20 protein-coding genes are annotated in these 17745 nt (G+C 64.8%); 11 read left to right on the forward strand and 9 right to left on the reverse strand.

Going from position 1 to position 17745, the window contains the following annotated elements; genetic code table 11:
• Positions 1-60 precede the first annotated feature (60 nt).
• Together PSTAB_RS14220 and PSTAB_RS14225 are read left to right on the forward strand one after the other, a co-directional pair.
• On the forward strand, positions 61-1266 hold the full coding sequence (locus tag PSTAB_RS14220; protein ID WP_013983460.1) for an aminotransferase class V-fold PLP-dependent enzyme: 1206 nt from the start codon (positions 61-63) through the stop codon (positions 1264-1266).
• Positions 1263-1670, forward strand: coding sequence for a SufE family protein (locus PSTAB_RS14225; RefSeq protein ID WP_011913944.1), 408 nt, complete (start codon positions 1263-1265; stop codon positions 1668-1670). Before PSTAB_RS14220 ends, PSTAB_RS14225 begins: the two co-directional genes overlap by 4 nt.
• 49 nt (positions 1671-1719) lie before the next feature.
• Here PSTAB_RS14225 and PSTAB_RS14230 read toward each other — a convergent pair whose 3' ends face one another.
• The 3 genes from PSTAB_RS14230 to PSTAB_RS14240 form a co-directional block, all read right to left on the reverse strand.
• Entirely contained in the window at positions 1720-2841 is a 1122-nt protein-coding gene (locus PSTAB_RS14230; RefSeq protein WP_013983461.1) for a beta-ketoacyl-ACP synthase III, read from the reverse strand.
• 399 nt (positions 2842-3240) lie between these two features.
• A complete protein-coding gene (locus PSTAB_RS14235) occupies positions 3241-4164 on the reverse strand; it encodes a c-type cytochrome (RefSeq protein ID WP_013983463.1) in 924 nt (307 codons plus the stop codon).
• Entirely contained in the window at positions 4161-4811 is a 651-nt protein-coding gene (locus PSTAB_RS14240; protein ID WP_013983464.1) for a c-type cytochrome, read from the reverse strand. The genes PSTAB_RS14235 and PSTAB_RS14240 overlap by 4 nt, the downstream gene beginning before the upstream one ends.
• Before the next feature lie 257 nt (positions 4812-5068).
• Here PSTAB_RS14240 and PSTAB_RS14245 point away from each other — a divergent pair, with 257 nt between their 5' ends.
• The gene (locus PSTAB_RS14245; protein WP_013983465.1) at positions 5069-5599 is read left to right on the forward strand and encodes a hypothetical protein; all 531 of its coding nucleotides are present in this window, start codon (positions 5069-5071) and stop codon (positions 5597-5599) included.
• 18 nt (positions 5600-5617) lie between these two features.
• Here PSTAB_RS14245 and PSTAB_RS14250 read toward each other — a convergent pair whose 3' ends face one another.
• Positions 5618-5845 carry a DUF3820 family protein gene (locus tag PSTAB_RS14250; RefSeq protein WP_026006463.1) on the reverse strand — a complete coding sequence of 76 codons (228 nt, stop codon included), beginning with the start codon at positions 5843-5845 and terminating at the stop codon, positions 5618-5620.
• 205 nt (positions 5846-6050) lie between these two features.
• Between PSTAB_RS14250 and PSTAB_RS14255 the strand changes: the two genes are divergently transcribed.
• Positions 6051-6581: an ankyrin repeat domain-containing protein gene (locus tag PSTAB_RS14255; protein ID WP_013983467.1), complete on the forward strand. Its 531-nt coding sequence runs from the start codon at positions 6051-6053 to the stop codon at positions 6579-6581.
• A gap of 7 nt (positions 6582-6588) precedes the next feature.
• Here the strand turns inward: PSTAB_RS14255 and ybaK are convergent, their stop codons facing one another.
• The gene (ybaK, locus tag PSTAB_RS14260) at positions 6589-7059 is read right to left on the reverse strand and encodes a Cys-tRNA(Pro) deacylase (RefSeq protein WP_013983468.1); all 471 of its coding nucleotides are present in this window, start codon (positions 7057-7059) and stop codon (positions 6589-6591) included.
• 71 nt (positions 7060-7130) lie between these two features.
• Between ybaK and glpD the strand changes: the two genes are divergently transcribed.
• The gene (gene glpD, locus PSTAB_RS14265; protein ID WP_013983469.1) at positions 7131-8675 is read left to right on the forward strand and encodes a glycerol-3-phosphate dehydrogenase; all 1545 of its coding nucleotides are present in this window, start codon (positions 7131-7133) and stop codon (positions 8673-8675) included.
• 25 nt (positions 8676-8700) lie between these two features.
• On the opposite strand, the gene metE is transcribed toward glpD, so the two are convergent.
• Positions 8701-11016 carry a 5-methyltetrahydropteroyltriglutamate--homocysteine S-methyltransferase gene (gene metE, locus PSTAB_RS14270; RefSeq protein ID WP_013983470.1) on the reverse strand — a complete coding sequence of 772 codons (2316 nt, stop codon included), beginning with the start codon at positions 11014-11016 and terminating at the stop codon, positions 8701-8703.
• A gap of 161 nt (positions 11017-11177) precedes the next feature.
• Between metE and PSTAB_RS14275 the strand changes: the two genes are divergently transcribed.
• Together PSTAB_RS14275 and metR are read left to right on the forward strand one after the other, a co-directional pair.
• Positions 11178-11768, forward strand: coding sequence for an exopolysaccharide biosynthesis protein (locus PSTAB_RS14275; RefSeq protein ID WP_013983471.1), 591 nt, complete (start codon positions 11178-11180; stop codon positions 11766-11768).
• Positions 11769-11922: 154 nt separating this feature from the next.
• Positions 11923-12849 (forward strand): transcriptional regulator MetR, encoded by a 927-nt coding sequence (gene metR, locus PSTAB_RS14280; RefSeq protein ID WP_011913955.1) that lies wholly within the window; start codon positions 11923-11925, stop codon positions 12847-12849.
• 9 nt (positions 12850-12858) lie between these two features.
• On the opposite strand, the gene PSTAB_RS14285 is transcribed toward metR, so the two are convergent.
• The 3 genes from PSTAB_RS14285 to PSTAB_RS14295 form a co-directional block, all read right to left on the reverse strand.
• Positions 12859-13833, reverse strand: coding sequence for an SDR family oxidoreductase (locus PSTAB_RS14285; protein ID WP_011913956.1), 975 nt, complete (start codon positions 13831-13833; stop codon positions 12859-12861).
• 94 nt (positions 13834-13927) lie between these two features.
• The gene (locus PSTAB_RS14290; RefSeq protein WP_013983472.1) at positions 13928-14383 is read right to left on the reverse strand and encodes a VOC family protein; all 456 of its coding nucleotides are present in this window, start codon (positions 14381-14383) and stop codon (positions 13928-13930) included.
• Between the two features lie 73 nt (positions 14384-14456).
• Positions 14457-15092, reverse strand: a complete 636-nt coding sequence (locus PSTAB_RS14295) for a LysE family translocator (protein WP_011913958.1) — start codon at positions 15090-15092, stop codon at positions 14457-14459.
• A gap of 211 nt (positions 15093-15303) precedes the next feature.
• On the opposite strand from PSTAB_RS14295, the gene PSTAB_RS14300 reads away from it, so the two are divergent.
• Genes PSTAB_RS14300 through PSTAB_RS14315 form a run of 4 tightly spaced genes read left to right on the forward strand, consistent with a single transcriptional unit; the run spans position 15304 to position 17596 of the window.
• On the forward strand, positions 15304-15951 hold the full coding sequence (locus tag PSTAB_RS14300) for a helix-turn-helix transcriptional regulator (RefSeq protein WP_011913959.1): 648 nt from the start codon (positions 15304-15306) through the stop codon (positions 15949-15951).
• The gene (csgE, locus tag PSTAB_RS14305) at positions 15948-16331 is read left to right on the forward strand and encodes a curli production assembly/transport protein CsgE (RefSeq protein WP_013983473.1); all 384 of its coding nucleotides are present in this window, start codon (positions 15948-15950) and stop codon (positions 16329-16331) included. Before PSTAB_RS14300 ends, csgE begins: the two co-directional genes overlap by 4 nt.
• On the forward strand, positions 16328-16744 hold the full coding sequence (locus PSTAB_RS14310) for a curli assembly protein CsgF (RefSeq protein WP_011913961.1): 417 nt from the start codon (positions 16328-16330) through the stop codon (positions 16742-16744). Before csgE ends, PSTAB_RS14310 begins: the two co-directional genes overlap by 4 nt.
• A 21-nt stretch (positions 16745-16765) precedes the next feature.
• Entirely contained in the window at positions 16766-17596 is an 831-nt protein-coding gene (locus PSTAB_RS14315; RefSeq protein WP_013983474.1) for a CsgG/HfaB family protein, read from the forward strand.
• Positions 17597-17745: the final 149 nt, after the last annotated feature.

Here is a 17745-nt window from a genome sequence, read left to right on the forward strand (position 1 = left end):
GCAAGCTGCGAGCCATGAGCGCCTGCCTTGCCGCACCCTGTTGCACGAGGCTTGCCGCTTATGGCCCTGTTATCCCCCTGGCGCGCTGACTTCCCCGCTCTGGCCGTGCTCGAAGCACAAGGCCAGACCTACCTCGACAGCGCCGCCACGGCACAGAAGCCGCAGGCGCTGATCGACGCCCTCAGCGGTTACTACACCTGCGGTGCGGCCAATGTGCACCGTGCCCAGCACCAACCTGCCGAACGCGCCACCCGTGCCTACGAAGACGCCCGTATCAAGGTCGCCAAGTGGCTGAATGCCGCCTGCCCGACCGAAATCGTATTCACCCGTGGCGCGACCGAAGCGCTGAACCTGCTTGCCTACGGTCTGGAACACCTGATCGAAGCCGGCGACGAGATCGTCATCAGCGCCCTCGAGCATCACGCCAACCTGCTGCCCTGGCAGCAGCTGGCCAGACGGCGCGAGGCCAGGCTGCAGGTGCTGCCCATCGACGCCTCCGGGCGTATCGACCTCGCCGCGGCCGCCGGGCTGATCGGGCCGCGCACGCGGCTGCTGGCGGTGAGTCAGTTGTCCAACGTGCTCGGCTGCTGGCAACCGCTTGGACCGTTGCTGCGCCTGGCCAAGGCACAGGGCGCGCTGACCGTCGTCGATGGTGCGCAAGGTGTGGTCCACGGGCGCCATGACATGACCACGCTGGGCTGCGACTTCTATGTGCTGTCCAGCCACAAGCTCTATGGCCCGGATGGCGTTGGCGCGCTCTATGGCCGCGGCGAATCCCTGCTGCAGCTGCGTCACTGGCAGTTCGGCGGCGAGATGGTGCGGATCGCCGACTACCAGAGCGCCGAGTTTCACGCTGCGCCACTGGGTTTCGAGGCCGGCACACCGCCGATTTCCGGCGTGATCGGATTGGGCGCCGCACTGGACTATCTCGCCGCCCTCGACGCCACCGCGGTCGGCCGACATGAACAGGCGTTGCACGACCTGTTGCTCGCCGGCCTCGCCGAGCGCAGCGGCATTCGTCTGCTCGGCGCGCCGCAGGTCGCGCTGGCCAGCTTTGTTGTCGACGGTGTGCACCATTCCGATCTCGGTCACCTGCTCACCGAGCAAGGCATCGCCGTGCGCAGCGGCAACCACTGCGCCATGCCGCTCATGAAGCATCTCGGCCTGGATGGCGCCACGCGCGTCTCGCTCGGCCTGTACAACGACCACAACGATCTGCAGCGCTTCTTCGATGCGCTGGACCAGGCCCTGGAGCTGCTGCGATGAGTGAACTGCCCGACGCCGCCCGCGAGGCCTTGGCGACCTTCGCCCAGGCGCCTGGCTGGGAGCAGCGCGCACGCCTGCTGATGCAGTGGGGGGAACGGTTGGAGCCGGTAAACGATGGCGAACGCAGCGAGACCAACCGCGTCGCCGGCTGCGAGAGTCACGTCTGGCTGATAGGCCAATGCCAGGATGGCCGCTGGCATTTCCGCGCCGCCAGCGACGCCCGGCTCATTCGCGGCCTGCTGGCGGTACTGCTGGCGCGGGTCAATGGGCTGGATGCAGATGAACTGGCCCGAGTGGACATGGCCGACTGGTTCGCAAGCCTCGGCCTTTCACGCCAACTGTCGCCCTCGCGCAGCAACGGCATGAATGCCGTGCTGCAGCGAATGCGTGAGCTGACCGGCTGACCGCCACAGCTGGGCTACAGCCCAGCCTACGAACGGCCGTCTCCCGCGATCAACGCTTACGCAGGATCACGCTGCCGATCGAGTAACCGGCGCCGAACGAGCTGAGCACGCCCAGGCTGCCGCTGGGCAGGTCGTCCTGATGCTTGTGGAAGGCGATCACCGAGCCGGCCGAACTGGTATTGGCATAGGTGTCGAGAATCACCGGCGCCTCTTCCTCGGTGGCATCACGACCGAGCAGCTTGCGCACGATGAGGTGGTTCATGTTCAGGTTGGCCTGGTGCAGCCAGAAGCGCTTGACCGACTCCACCGCAATGCCGTTTTCGCTCAGGTGCTCGCCGATCAGCTCCGCCACCATCGGGCAGACTTCCTTGAAGACCTTGCGGCCTTCCTGGATGAACAGCTTGTCCGGGTTGCTCATGTACTCTTCGGCGGTGCGGTTGAGGAAGCCGAAGTTGTTGCGGATGTTGTTGGAGAATTCGGTCACCAGCTTGGTGCTAAGCACCTCCCACTGATGCGCGGAGGTGGCCAGGTCTTCACGCTCGATGACGACCGCGGTGCAGGCGTCGCCGAAGATGAAGTGGCTGTCGCGGTCGCGGAAGTTCATGTGCCCGGTGCAGATTTCCGGGTTGACCATGAGGATGGCGCGGGCCTGGCCGAGCTTGATGCTGTTGACCGCGTTCTGGATACCGAAGGTCGCAGACGAGCAGGCAACGTTCATGTCGAAGCCGAAACCCTTGATGCCGAGTGCGGCCTGCACCTCGATGGCGATGGCCGGATAGGCGCGCTGCAGGTTGGAACAGGCGACGATCACGCCATCGATATCGGCCGCCGTCTTGCCGGCGCGGGCCAGCGCTTCTTCCGCTGCCTTGACCGACATCTCGCAGAGAATCGACCACTCGTCATTGCTGCGCTCCGGAATGCGCGGAACCATGCGCTCGGGGTCGAGGATGCCGGCCTTGTCGGTGACGTAGCGGCTCTTGATGCCGGAGGCCTTCTCGATGAAGGCAGAGCTGGATTCGGCCAGCGGCTGGACCTCACCGGCCTCGATGGCCGCGGCATTCTCGCTATTGAAGCGGTGCACGTAGGTATTGAAGGACTCCACCAGTTCGTCGTTGGAGATACTGCTGGCAGGGGTGTAAAGGCCGGTACCGCTGATGACGACGTTGTACACAGTCGTTCCTCTCGAATAGGGCTTGATCGTACTGACGGTGGGACGGTACGGCGGCTAGCCTTGGCCAACCACGATCATTCCAGCGCCTCTTTAACCAGACTCGGGCAAGCTGCTGCACTGTGGTCGGGCTGCGTTGAAAGCGGGCAGAAATGCTCGTTCACCACCGGTAAACGCTGCTGTCTCATCCGCGTTTCGCCTTGTCCGGCCTTCGCTCGCTACGCTTTCTCGTGATCTGTAATGGCAGCTATTGTGCATGAAAAGCTGAAAGAATCCGTAACATTGCGCAGATTACAATCGCTGTAATTAAGCCATTCGGCGCATAAACCCGTGACTACACGGTCTGAATATGAAGAGGGCGCCACTTGGCGCCCTCTTCTGTTCACAGCGTAGCCTGCAGCGCTATTTGACGCCCTGCCCGAGCAGCACGCCATCGACCTGCTGGCCATAGAGGTTGATGCCATCGTTGGCGTGGTACTTCTCCCGCGTCTTCTCCACCGAACCCTCGATCAGGCGCGGATCCTGCGGGCGCTCATGGCTGTTCATGTAGGCCGCGACATGCCAGGCGTCGGCATCACTGAGGGTGCCGCCCTTGCCGAGCGGCATGCTCTCCTTGATGAAGGCCGCTGCGGTATTGATTCGGTGCATGCCGGCGCCCCAGTTGAACGAGTCCGCTCCCCACAGCGGTGGAAACACATAACCATCTCCGGCTTTCTGCCCCTGGCCGTTGTCCCCGTGGCAGATCGCGCACTGCTCGGCATAGACTCGCTTGCCCTTGGCGATGTCGAAACCCCCTTCCGGCTGCGGGACTTCCGGATACGCCCGCCCCGGCAGTTCCTGACCTGTGGGAGCGCCGGTGGACAACCAGTAGGAGTAGGCCGTCAGTGCATTGATGACGTGGCTGTCCGCCGCTGGCGGCGTGCCGTTCATGCTGAACTGGAAGCAGCCCTGCACCCGCTCGGCATAGCTGTTGACCTTGTCGTTCTTCTTCCGATAGGCCGGATACATCGGATAGGCACCCCACAGCGGCGCGGAGTTGGCCTTGCGGCCCTGATCCAGGTGGCAGTTGGTGCAGTTCATGCCGTTGCCGACGTACTCGGCCGCATGCTTCTGCGTGTCGACAAAGATGGCTCGCCCCTGCTGAACCAGTTCGCCATAGGCGTTGCTCGGCAGGTCCTTTTCCTGGGGCGGCTGGAAGTAGCGCTCACCGGCACCCTTGGTCGCCTTCTGAGTCAGCTGGGACTGATCGTCCATCTTGATCTCGGCGGCCAGCACCGCGCCACTCACGAACAGCGCCAGCAGCGTAGGAAGCAGATGCGTGTTCATTGACCGGTCTCCTTCTGCCCGAGGTCGGCGAAATACCCGGCTACGGCCTGAACCTCGTCGTCGCTCATCGCCCGAGCGATATGTCCCATCAGATCATTCGGATCGTTCTTGCGCGTGCCCTGGCGCCAGGCGTTGAGCTGAGCGCCGAGATACTGGGCCGACTGTCCGGCCAGTGGCGGGAAGCTCGCGCCGACACCCATGCCTGCGGGGCCATGGCAGGCCACGCATTCGGGAATGTTGCGCTCCCAGGCGCCGCGCAGCGCCAGGCGTGCGCCGACGCCTTCGGCCTTCTCTGCTCGGCTGGTGGCAGCGAAGGTCGGAGCCGGCATGGCCTCCAGGGTCGCTGCGACGGCATTCATCTCCTCATCCGTCAGCGCAGCGGCTATCGGCTGCATGATCGGGTTGCTGCGCGCACCGGAACGAAAGTCTTCGAGCTGCTTGCGGCTGTAGCCCGCAGCGATTCCGGCAAGTCTCGGAAAGCCCGCCGCTGCCATTCCCATCGCATCGGCGCCATGGCAGGTCGCGCAGGCCATGGCGGCTGGGTTGGCACCCCCTTGTGCATAGATCGTCTGCCCGTCGGCGGCCTGTGCCTGCATCGTCAGCAACAACGCAGCCACGCCGGCCAGGGGCCAGTGAGTGGAGTTCATGAAAAGCGCCTCATCAGCTGTTGTGGTTATGCTGTCCGCTACCCGGCGTCGTCGCGCGACGCTCTGTTCTGTTGACGGTATGCGGCAGCTTGTCGCATGAAAACGCTATCACAGCGGCCGGGCTGACCTCTAGAAACAGAATAAGCTTAGAACTCGTTTGCATATAGCTGACGAAGTGGCCTCTGGGAGAATCACGCTGGTCGCGCACAAGGCGACGAGGTTGGCTATCCTTGCCCGCCCCCACCTCAGGATCAGCCATGAAAGATCAACTTGCCGAGCTGCTTACGCTCATCAGCTCCGGTTGCATGACCGATGAAGAAATCGCTCGGATCGCGGATGAAGCCGCCCAGGCCTATGCCGATCCGCAGGCCTTTCTGGAGGCCAATCCGGACATCAACTATGACGACAGCTTCCCCATTCCGCTGGGCGAATGGGTAGTGGTGGGCAGCCTGCCGGACACGGTGCTGTTCCAGGCAGATGACTACCAGGATCTGTTCAGCCAGATCGTCGCGTCTTTCGGCGAGAGCGTCAGCTTCGTGCTGAAGCCCAAGCAGCTCGCCAAGACCGAGCCGCTGACCGCGCTGAACCGCATCCAGGTGCAGTTGAGCAGCCTCTATCCCGAGAAGGGCGGTTACGTGCTGGTGGATTTCAGTGAGCCGCTGGACGATGAGCTGCAGGCGGTACTGGTCTACACCTGCGATGTGCCAAGGCTGCTGGAGCTGGCTGTGGACGTCGGCATCTATGCCGCGCCCGCGCTGGAAGCCCTGCGTGCCGAGACCGAACAGTAATCCGGCCCGAAGGCGAGGCTAACGCCGCTGCGTCCTGCCGCGGCGCAACGGTTCCAGCAGCGCGGACAGGCCGTTGTGGTCGATCTCGTGCATCAGCGCCAGCAGCTGGCCGAGGCTGCCTGGCGGAAAGCCGACACGGGCGAACCAGCCGAGGTAGTGGCCGGGCAGATCGGCAATCAGGCGCCCCTTGTACTTGCCATAGGGCATCGTCTGAGTGACCAGGCGTTCGAGGTCTTCGGGTTTCATCGTTCTGATGGCCAGGTGATAAGGCGCCGATACTGCCACAGGTCGCCTTCCTGCGTCCGCCCAGAGCGCAACTGCCGCGGCCTACGGGGCGGCGGTATCAAGCGTCTCTATCCGAGGCATAGAAAGGCTTGCCTGGAGCGCCCTGGACGGCGTGCAGACAATGGCTGCCAACACGGCGCCCGCCGATCTTGCCTGGAGGAATGCGATGCAAGCGCACACAAGACCCGCAGAACTGGATGACGCCACGCTGGCGTTCGCCGAGCATGTGTTTCATGCCGCACGCATCGGTGACAGCGTCAGGCTCGGTCACCTGCTCAGCCAGGGCATGCCGGCGGACCTGCGCAATCATGCCGGCGACAGCCTGCTGATGCTGGCCAGCTACCATGGCCGCCTCGCCGCCACCAGCGTACTGCTCGACCACGGCGCCGATGCGCAACTGGCTAACCGCCGCGGCCATACGCCGCTGGCGGGCGCCGCGTTCAAGGGTGACCTGCCGATGGTCAGGCTGCTCGTCGAGCGAGGCACCGATGTCGAAAGCCCCTGCGCAGACGGCAAGACCGCACTGATGATGGCCGCCATGTTCAATCACACCGCGATCGTCGAGTGGCTGGTGGCGCAGGGCGCCGACCCGCATGCGACCGATGCCGGAGGCACCACGCCTCTGGCGGCGGCGCGCATGATGGGTGCGAGCGAGGCAGTGGCGCTGCTGCAGCGCATCGCCGCCGCTCAAGCCTGATACGCCGTCAGCCGCGGCCGATGGGGGCGAACGCTGCGCTCGTGTGCTCGGCCAGCACTGCCGGTGCCAGCTCCACTTCCAGCCCGCGACGGCCAGCGCTGACGTAGATGCTCGGCTGCGCCTGTGCGGAGCTGTCGATAAAGGTGCGCAGGCGCTTCTTCTGCCCCAGCGGGCTGATGCCGCCCACCTGATAGCCGGTGGCCCGCTGCGCGGCCATGGGGTCGGCCATTTCCACCTTCTTCGCCCCGGCCGCCTGGGCCAGTGCCTTCAGATCCAACGTGCCGGCCACCGGCACCACGGCCACCAGCAGCTCGTTCTTCTCGGTGCAGGCGAGCAGCGTCTTGAACACCTGCGCGGGCTCGAGTCCCAGTTTCTCGGCGGCCTCAAGACCATAGGAGGCGGACTTCGGGTCGTGCTCGTAACTGTGCACACGATGCTCGGCGCGGGCTTTTTTCAACAGGTCGATGGCGGGTGTCATGGCTTTGTAGTGCTAATGATTGATGAATGGCGGTAACGTAACTGATCAACGTTCGGTAGTCACAAGCGCCCATGAATCATCCTCTTCTTGCACCGCTCGCGGAAGTCTACGACCTGGCCGTTGTGGGCGGCGGCATCAACGGCGCGGGAATTGCGGCAGACGCCGCAGGTCGTGGCCTGACGGTCTTCCTCTGCGAGCAGGGCGACCTGGCCGAGCACACGTCGTCGGCCAGCAGCAAGCTGATACATGGCGGGTTGCGCTACCTCGAGCATTACGAACTGCGTCTGGTGCGCGAGGCACTGGCCGAGCGCGAGGTACTGCTGGCCAAGGCGCCACACATCATTCGGCCACTGCGTTTCGTGCTGCCCTACCGACCGCACCTGCGCCCGTCCTGGATGATCCGTACCGGCCTGTTCCTCTACGACCACCTCGGCAAGCGCGAGAAGCTAGGCGCTTCGCATAGCGTGCGCTTCGGCGCCGACAGCCCACTGAAGCACGAGATCAGCCACGGCTTCGAATACGCCGACTGCTGGGTCGACGATGCCCGCCTGGTGGTGCTCAACGCCATGGCTGCCCGTGAGCAGGGCGCGCATATCCACACCCGCACCCGTTGCGTCAGCGCGCGCAGCAGCAAGGGGCTGTGGCACCTGCACTTGGAGCGCGACGACGGCAGCCGCTTTTCCATCCGGGCGCGCGCCCTGGTGAACGCCACCGGCCCCTGGGTGGCGTCCTTCTTCGATGAACAGCTTCGCCAACGCTCCCCGCACGGCATGCGCCTGATTCAGGGCAGCCACATCGTGGTGCCGAAGCTCTACGATGGGGACCATGCCTATATCCTGCAAAACGAGGATCGGCGCATCGTCTTCGTCATTCCCTATCTCGGGCAGTTCAGCCTGATCGGCACCACCGATCAGGAGTATCACGGTGACCCGACCCGGGTGCAGATCGCCGACGGCGAGATCAATTACCTGCTGGACATCGTCAATGCGCACTTCACACACCAGCTGGCCCGTGAAGACATCCGCCACAGCTACTCCGGCGTCCGCCCGCTGTGCGATGACGAGTCAGACCAACCATCGGCCATCACCCGCGACTACACCCTGACACTGAACAACGGCGGCAGCGATGCGCCCCTGCTCTCGGTGTTCGGCGGCAAGCTCACCACCTACCGCAAGCTCGCCGAAGCAGCCCTGGCTCAGCTGGCACCGCTGTTTCCGGAAATGAAAGGCGCCTGGACCCGCGGAGCAACGCTGCCCGGCGGCGAACACTTCGATGATCCATCCACTCTGGCCCATGCCCTCTGCGCCAGCTACCCATGGCTCCCCGGCCCGGTCGCCCGCCGCTGGACGAACACTTACGGCACGCGCAGCTGGCTGCTGCTAAAGGGCACCGAGCGCATTCAGGATCTCGGCGAATGCTTCGGCGCCGGGCCGTATGCCCGCGAGGTGGATTACCTGATCGTCGAGGAATGGGCGTTAACGGTTGACGACATTCTCTGGCGCCGAACCAAGCTCGGGCTGTTCCTGCAAGCCGCCGAAACGGCACGTCTGCAGCAGTACATGGACAGCCGGACCGCCGAACGCCTGACGACCTTCGAGCACGCCGCCCAAGGCTGACACGAGCCCCGGACAGCGCCATCGCTCAGGCGACCTTGGCGCTTCGCGCCGCGCGCAGCTGCCGGGCAGCTGCCACCATGTTCACCAGCGCCGCCTCGGTCTCAGGCCAGCCACGGGTCTTCAGCCCGCAGTCCGGGTTCACCCAGAGTCGTTCGGCCGGAATGCACTCGGCGGCCTTCTCCAGGAGCTGCACCATCTCGGCGGTATCCGGCACGCGCGGCGAGTGGATGTCGTAGACGCCCGGGCCGATGTCATTCGGATAGTCGAAGGCACGGAACGCTTCGAGCAGCTCCATCTGCGAACGCGAGGTCTCGATGGTGATGACGTCGGCATCCATCGCCGCGATGGACTCGATCACGTCGTTGAATTCGCTGTAGCACATATGCGTGTGGATCTGCGTCTCGTCGCGCACCCCGCTGGCGCACAGGCGGAACGCCTCCACCGCCCAGTCCAGGTAGTGCCGCCACTGCTCGCGGCGCAGCGGCAGGCCTTCGCGGAACGCCGCCTCATCGATCTGGATGATGCGGATGCCGGCTGCCTCCAGGTCGCAGACCTCGTCGCGAATGGCCAGCGCCAACTGTCGCGCCTGCACCTCGCGCGGCACGTCCTCGCGGGCGAACGACCACATCAGCATGGTCACCGGACCGGTGAGCATGCCTTTCATGATCCTGTCCGTCTGCTGCTGGGCATACCGGATCCAGTCCACGGTCATCGGTCGCGGACGGCTCAGATCGCCATAGATGATCGCCGGTTTGACGCAGCGAGAGCCGTAGCTCTGCACCCAGCCAAAGCGGGTAAAGATGTAGCCTTCGAGCTGTTCGGCGAAGTACTCCACCATGTCGTTGCGCTCCGCCTCGCCATGCACCAGCACATCCAGGCCGATCTGCTCCTGCACCGCCACCGCATGGCGGATTTCGGCCTGCATCGCCTCGGTGTAGTCACCGAGCGACAACCTGCCCTGCTTGTAAGCCTGCCGCGCCAGGCGGATCGCCGGCGTCTGCGGGAACGAACCGATAGTCGTGGTAGGGAATGCCGGCAGCTGCAGCCGCGCGCGCTGCAGCTCGATGCGCGTGGCGAACACCGACGTGCGCCGACTGTCCTTGGCCTCGATGGCGGCCAGGCGTGCCTGTACCGCCGGCTTGTGGATGCGCGGCGACTGCACGCGGGCCGCCTGGACCGCGCGGCTGCGGGCGAGCGCAGCCTGCACCTCGGCGTCCTGCGGATCGTCGATGGCCCGGGCGAGCGTGGCGACTTCCGAGCACTTCTGCACCGCAAAGGCGAGCCAGCTCTTCACTTCCTCGTCCAGCCTGTCCTCGCGCTCGAGGTCGACGGGGCTGTGCAGTAGCGAACAGGACGGCGCCAGCCACAGGCGCTCGCCCAGGCGTTCGGCCGCATGCCGTGCCACTTCGAGCGCCTTGTCCAGATCACAGCGCCAGACGTTGCGCCCGTTGACCAGCCCCAGCGACAGCACCTTATAGGCCGGCAGGCGATCGAGAATCACCGGATACTGCTCCGGGGCGCGCACCAGGTCGATGTGCAGGCCGTCCACCGGCAGGGTTGCAGCCAGACCGAGATTGTCTTCCAGGCCGCCGAAGTAGGTAGCGACCAGCTTCTTCAGCGGCGCCCGCTGCAACAGGTTGTAGGCGCGCTCGAACGCATTTTTCCAGTCCTGCGGCAGATCCAGCGCCAGAATCGGCTCGTCGATCTGTACCCACTCGACTCCCTGCGCCGCCAGTCGGTCCAGCACCTCGCCGTAAACCGGCAGCAGCCGGTCCAGCAACTCCAGCTTGTCGAAGGCCTGGGTCTGATCCGCCTCGCCCTTGAGCTTGCCGAGCCAGAGATAGCTCAGCGGGCCGATCAGCACTGGCTTGATGGTATGCCCCAGCGCCTTGGCCTCTTCGACCTCTTCGAAGAGCTGCGTCCAGGACAGCTGGAACTGCTGGTCGACGCTGAACTCCGGGACCAGATAGTGGTAGTTGGTATCGAACCACTTGGTCATTTCCTGAGCCTGGGCACCACCGCAGCAACTCCTGGCCACGCCGCGCGCCATGGCGAACAAGGTGTCCAGCGTCGCCTGGCCTTCGGCCGGACGGAATCGCTGCGGGATGACGCCGAACATCAAGGAATGACTCAGCACCTGGTCGTACCAGGCGAAGTCGCCCACCGGCAGCAACTCGATGCCGGCGTCGAGCTGAGCCTGCCAATGGCGCGCCCGCAGCTGGCGACCGACCTGACGCAGGCCCTGCTCGTCCAGCTCGCCTTTCCAGTACGCCTCGAGGGCCTTTTTCAGTTCGCGATCCGCACCGATGCGTGGAAAGCCAAGGTTATGCGCTACAGCCATTACTCACTCCGAAATGTCGTTCTGCATGAATGCGAGGATTGTCCGCGGACCAATCCAATGAAACAAACTCACGTAATTTCATTTCAAAGTAAGAAATATTCATGTTGGAGCATTTGGCGCACCCGGGGCTCTAAACCAGAACCCAACCTGAAGGCGCCCTCATGAATTCCGAAACACCACCGCAGAACCTCGAACGCTTGCTGGAGCGCCTCGAGCAGGCCGGGGAGCCGGGTGAGCCGGTAAGCATCGAGTGCATGCTGCAGGCGACCGACGAGCGCAGCTTCGGTGCGCTGTTGCTGGTGCCGGGTCTGCTGGTGCTGTCGCCGCTATCGGGCATTCCGGGGCTGCCCAGCGTTTTTGCTGTAATGGTGTCGCTGATCGCCGTGCAACTGCTGTTCGGCCGCGAGCGCTTCTGGCTTCCCAGGTGGCTGCTCAAGCGCAGCGCCTCGCGCAGCAAGTACGACAAGGCCATCGGCTTTCTCCAACACATCTCGGGATACATCGACCGCCTGGTGCGGCGCCGGCTGACCTTCCTCACCAGCGGCATCGCGACGCGGCTGAACGCCGTGCTCTGCCTGGCGATCGCCGCCACCATGCCGCCGCTGGAGCTGATCCCGTTCGGCAATTCCATCGCCGGCGCCGGGCTCAGCGTGCTGGGCCTGGGCATGATGGCGCGCGACGGCGCCATGGTCATCGCCGCCCTGCTGTTCTTCTTCGGTCTGGCCTTCATGGTGTCCCGGCTCTGGCTGTGAGCCGGTCGTGACGCCCGATAGCGGCCTCTCGACAGCATGGGGGCGCTGCGACACACTTGCGAAGGATGAGCCTCGCTCATCTTCACCCTCTTTCTGGGATTCGCTCGCCTGTCGCTCAGCGCGGTGCCGATCCCGCTTCGCAAGGTAGTTCGGCATGCTGGAAATTCGCCACCTGAAGACGCTTCATGCACTGCGGGAAACCGACAGTCTCGTCGAAGCCGCCGAGCGCCTGCACCTGACCCAGTCGGCGCTCTCCCATCAGTTCAAGGAGCTGGAGGAGCGCCTCGGCCTTCAGTTGTTTGTGCGCAAGACCCGCCCGGTGCGCTTCACCAGCGCCGGGTTGCGCTTGCTGCAACTGGCCGACCTGATGCTGCCGCAACTGCGCAGTGCCGAACGCGACCTCGCCCGCCTCGCCGGAGGCACGGCCGGCCGCCTGCACATGGCCATCGAATGTCACAGCTGTTTCCAGTGGCTGATGCCGACCATCGACCAGTTCCGCGACGCCTGGCCCGAAGTGGAGCTGGACCTGGCGTCCGGATTTTCCTTCGCGCCGCTGCCAGCCCTGGCCCGCGGCGATCTCGACCTGGTGGTGACCTCCGACCCGCTGGAGCTGCCGGGCATCACCTATGTGCCATTGTTCACCTACGAGGCGCTGCTCGCGGTGGCCAACCAGCACCCGTTGGCCGCGCGGCCGTACGTACGGCCAGAGGATCTGGCCAGCGAGACGCTGATCACCTATCCGGTCGAGCGGGATCGTCTGGATATCTTCACCCGCTTCCTCGAACCGGCCGATATCGAACCCGCGCAGGTGCGCACCTCGGAGCTCACCGTGATGATGATGCAGCTGGTCGCATCGGGGCGCGGGGTCTGCTGTCTGCCCAACTGGGCCCTGCACGAGTACAGCTCGCGCGGCTACGTCACCGCCAAGCGTCTCGGCGACAAGGGCCTGTTCGCCACGCTTTATGCCGGCATTCGCGCAGACATGCTCGATTCGCCGTTCATGCGCGACTTCCTGCTGACGGCCAAAGACACCTCCTTTGCCACCCTTGAAGGTGTCAGCGCCGCGCCCAAGGGTCGCTGACCCGGGCGTTCAGCGCCGCCGCGTCAGGCACAGGCAGACACCCACGGCCGCCGCCGCGATACCACCGATCAGTAGCCAGTGCTTATCGCCATCGACCGCCGAACGCCAGCCACCGTCGATGCGCCGCTGCCCCAGCGGCGGGTGGAACAGATTGCCCGACGACGTCGGCACACGCTGTGCCCGGCCCAGGGCGAAGCCGGTGATCAGGCCGTTGAGCCGATCAAAGCCCGGTGTAAGGAAGTTCGCCAGACGCAGCAGGGTCGCGGTGGCGCCGACCGAGGTGGTGTGCCGCGGATGCAATGCCAGGCTGACCATGGCATTGGCCACCTGACGCGGGTCGATCAGGGGTGGCGGTGGCTGCAACGAGCGCCCGGCATAGTTACCGCCGTCGCGGAAACCGGGCGTGTCGACGATGCCAGGATAGACATCGCAGATGTGCACGCCCGGCCAGGGCCCCAGCTCGCCGCGCAGCGCCTGGGACAGCCCGCGCAGGCCGAACTTGCTCGCCGAATAGGCCGCCGCGAACGGCTGCGCGACCCAGCTGCCCACCGACAGCGTATTGATCAGCACGCCGCGCTGCTGCTGTTTGAAATACGGCAGAACCGCATGGGCACCGCGCAGGTAGCCGAGCAGATCGGTCTGCACCACCTGCTCGTGGGCATCGAGCGGCGTCTCATCGAAGGCACCGACCGCACCGATGCCGGCGTTGTTGATCCAGACGTCGATGCGCCCTTGTCCGAACTCCGCCGCCGCGCTGGCCAGGGCTTCCACCTCATCGCTATGGGTGACGTCGGTGGGCACCACCAGCACTTCGCCACCGAGCGCGCGGCACTCGTCGGCGGTTTCCGCCAGAGCTTCGGCATCACGCGCCGCCAGCACCAGGCGCGCGCCCTGCCGTGCGAACGCCTGGGCCGCGGCGCGACCGATGCCACTGGAGGCGCCGGTCAGCACCACCAGGGCGCCGTGGAGATTTGCATGGGCCATCGTCGTTCCTCCCTCCGCAGTCGTCTGTAGCTAAGCTGACAACCGCGGCGGGACGATCATTCCCACCGATGGTCGGCGCGGCGGCCGTTCGGCTTCAGGCCTGCGCCACAGTGCCGGCCGCTTCGTCCGCCCAGGGGTCGTAGGTGCCGAAGCTCCACAGATGCCCTTCCGGGTCGCGGCAGCTGAAACCGCGACCGCCGTAATCCTCGTCCTTGAGCTCGATGACGATTTCCGCGCCAGCGGCCTTGGCCTGGGCATAAAGCGCATCGGCGCTGTTGACGATCACATAGAGGCCCTGGGTAGCAGCACCGCCTATCTCGTCCGGTTGCCGCAGCAGCCGTCCATATTCGGAATCGATCACCGGTGCCACCATCACCATGCCGTTGCCGAAGGCCAGCTGCGCGTGGGTGATGCCCACCTGCTCATCGCGATACTGGCGTTGGCATTCGAAGCCGAAGGCCTGGCCCAGCCAATCGATGGCGGCGGCGACATCGCGATAGCGCAGGCAGGGGATCAGCGTCGCGCAGGTGTGCTTGCTCTGATTTGACATACGCAGCTCCCGTCGTGGATTGCCGATCGGCAACCTTCCCCTGTTGAGAACCGTACCGGGCCGTGCAATTCCCTCAGATGCGCTCGCTCAGGCCCAGACGTATCCCCAGGCCGATGAGGATCGAGCCCAGCGCGCGGTCGAGCCATTGGCTCACCGCGGGATTGCTGCGCAGCGCCGTGGTCGCCCGCGCGGCCAGCAGCACCAGCGCACATTCGACGACGATCGCCACCACCACGACCAGCACGCCCAGCACCAGCAGCTGCAGCGGTACGGCGCCGTGCTCGGGGCGCACGAACTGCGGCAGGAAGGCCATGAAGAAGATCGCCGCCTTGGGGTTCAGCAGGTCGACCAGAACGCCCTGTCGATAGGCCTTCCAGGCCGACGCCTGCGGCACTGCCTTGGGCATCAGCGTTCCGCCGGCACCGGCCGAGCGCAGCGCCTGGAAGCCCAGGTAGAGCAGATAGGCCGCACCGACGTACTTGACCACAGTGAACGCCAGCGCCGACGTTGCCAGGATCGCCGAAATACCCAGCGCGGCGAACACCACGTGCACCAGCGCCCCGCTGCAAACGCCGCACGCGGAAATGATGCCGATGCGCCGGCCGCCGCTGAGCGTTCGGGAAAACACGTAGAGCAGATCCGGGCCGGGCGACAGGTTGAGCGCCAGCGCAGCCGAAAAGAACACCATCCAGAAAAAGGGATCGCTCATCGCAGGTCTCCATCTGCCAACCGCATCAGCGTAGGAACTTCACTGCAGCCGCGCCAGTAGAAAATCACCCGCCTCTCTTCGTCGGAAAGCTGACACGAATTTCAACTTTTGACTTTTTTTTGTCGCAAAGCTGAACTACTTTCAGTTGCGCGTGGATGCTTAAGCCCACGCGTCCAGGACTCCCCTTCAACATTCAGCAAAGGACATGCGAATGAAAGACGACGTCGTGCCGGCCTATCAGCCCAACTCCCCCCGTGTACTGCTGCTTTCGGCCAGCAGCTCGCTCAACAGCACCCTGCGGCAGCATCTGTACGATTGCCCCGACTGGACGCTCAGCCACGCCTCGGCACCGCGCGGCGAGGTCGAGGCAGCGCTGGTGCTGCTCGACGTGGGGAGCTACGACCGCGACACCAACGTTCACCTGCTCAGGCAGATCGGCGACACGCCGGTCGCGCTGGTCAATGCGCAGCCGGACCAGGCGCGCCGGCTGGTCGAAACCCACCCCTGGATCCGTGGCGTGTTCTACCGCGCCACCCCGCGCACCATCTTCGTTCGCGGCATCCGCACGCTGCTCACCGGCGGCGACTGGCTGCCACGGGAGCTGATGGAGGCACTGCTGTCACGCTACCGGCAGCTGAGCAGCGCCAATCAAGTGATCGACGAACTGACGCTGCGGGAGAAGCAGATTCTCGCCCTCGCCGGTCAGGGTCTTTCCAATGCGGAGATCGGCGAGAAGCTGCACCTGAGCATCCATACCATCAAGAGCCATGTGCACAACGCTCTGCGCAAACTGGGCGCGAGCAACCGTGCCCAGGGCGCCTCGCTGGTACTCGCCCACGTCAGCGAGGCGGTGTCGTGAAACGCACCGGCGCTCTGCTTCTGCTGCTGGTGGGCCTGACGGCCCAGGCAGACGAAGCCGAGCTGCAGGGTTTCATCACCAACAACACGATTTCCCGCTCCGGTCACGAGTTCTACCTGCGCTTCTGCGAGCGCCTGAACGACATCAGCGGCCTGGACTTCAACCTTGCCATCAAGGAGAGGCCCTCGGCCCGCTGGGGCGTTCTGGTCTGGGTCGAGCACGAGAACCAGACGCTGTACCGACGCTTTCTGCAGCCCAACGTGGCGGACATGAAGGAGCCGGCCTATGAGGCGGCCGACTTCGTGGTTGAGGAAATCAATCGGCGAAAGATCGAAGCGCTGTTCGAAGACAACATTGACATGGCCAAGGACGAATTATGAAACCGCACACCCACAAGCCCCTCGGCATGCTGCTCGGCGGCCTGCTGCTCAGTGCCGGCGCCAGCGCCACCGAGCTGGTCTATACCCCGGTCAATCCCTCCTTCGGTGGCAGCCCGCTCAACGGTGCCTGGCTGCTGGGCAATGCCCAGGCGCAGAACAACAAGAAGGATCCGGATGCGCTGGATCGTTCCTCGCTGTTCGGTAACCAGTCCGCGCTGGATCGCTTCACCAGCCAGCTGGAGTCGCGCCTGCTGGGCGACCTGCTCAGTGGCGTGAGCAGCGGCAAGACCGGCACCGTGACCACCGACGATTTCATCGTGCGCGTCTACAACGGCGACGCCGGCATGCTCATCGTGGAAATCACCGACCGCCTCACCGGAGAAATGTCCGAAATCATCGTCGGGCAGAACTGACCCCAAGGAGAAACAAAGGCCATGAGAAGCCTATTCGTAGCCATAGGGATGATGGCGTTACTTCAGGGCTGCAGCATTCGCGAGCCCCTGCCTGCCGACCAGCATCCGCCCACGCTGACCCCACGCACCTCTACCTACCAGGATCTGCTGGCGCTGCCCCGTCCGAAAGGCCCGCTGGTGGCTGCGGTGTACGGTTTTCGCGACCAGACCGGGCAGTACAAACCGACCCCTGCCAGCTCCTTCTCCACCGCGGTGACCCAGGGCGCGGCCAGCATGCTGGTCGATGCCATGCAGGCCAGCGGCTGGTTCGTGGTGCTCGAGCGCGAAGGCCTGCAGAACGTGCTGACCGAGCGCAAGATCATTCGTGCCTCCCAGGCCAAGCCGGATGTCGCGCCCAATATCCAGTCCGAACTGCCCTCGCTGCTGGCAGCGAACATCATCATGGAGGGCGCCATCGTCGCCTACGAAACCAACGTGCGCAGCGGCGGCCAGGGCGCACGCTACCTGGGCATCGGCGTCTCGCAGGAGTATCGCGTCGACCAGGTGACGGTGAACCTGCGGGCCATCGATGTGCGCAGCGGTCGAGTGCTGTCCAACGTGATGACCACCAAGACGATCTTCTCCATCGGCCGCAGCGCCAACGTCTACAAGTTCATCGAGTTCAAGGAACTGCTGGAAGCCGAGGCAGGCTACACCACCAACGAGCCCGCGCAGCTGTGCGTGCTCTCCGCCATCGAGGCTGCCGTCGCCCACCTGATCGCTCAGGGCGTCGAACGCCGTCTCTGGCAGACCGCCGAAGGCAACGGCAGCGAGCACCCTGCGCTGAGCAAGTACCTGAGCAAGCTGAACTGACACACACCGGCCGGTGCTCCGTCGCCAGCGGCCCTGACGACAGCCCCGATCATGCAACCGACACCGCGCGCTGCCGCCGCGGTGTTTTTTCGCGTCCACGTAAACATCTCTTGCGCACCAACAGACATCACTTTCAATCGTTGGATGGA

The sequence above is a fragment of the Stutzerimonas stutzeri genome (genome assembly GCF_000219605.1).
Lineage (GTDB): Bacteria > Pseudomonadota > Gammaproteobacteria > Pseudomonadales > Pseudomonadaceae > Stutzerimonas > Stutzerimonas stutzeri.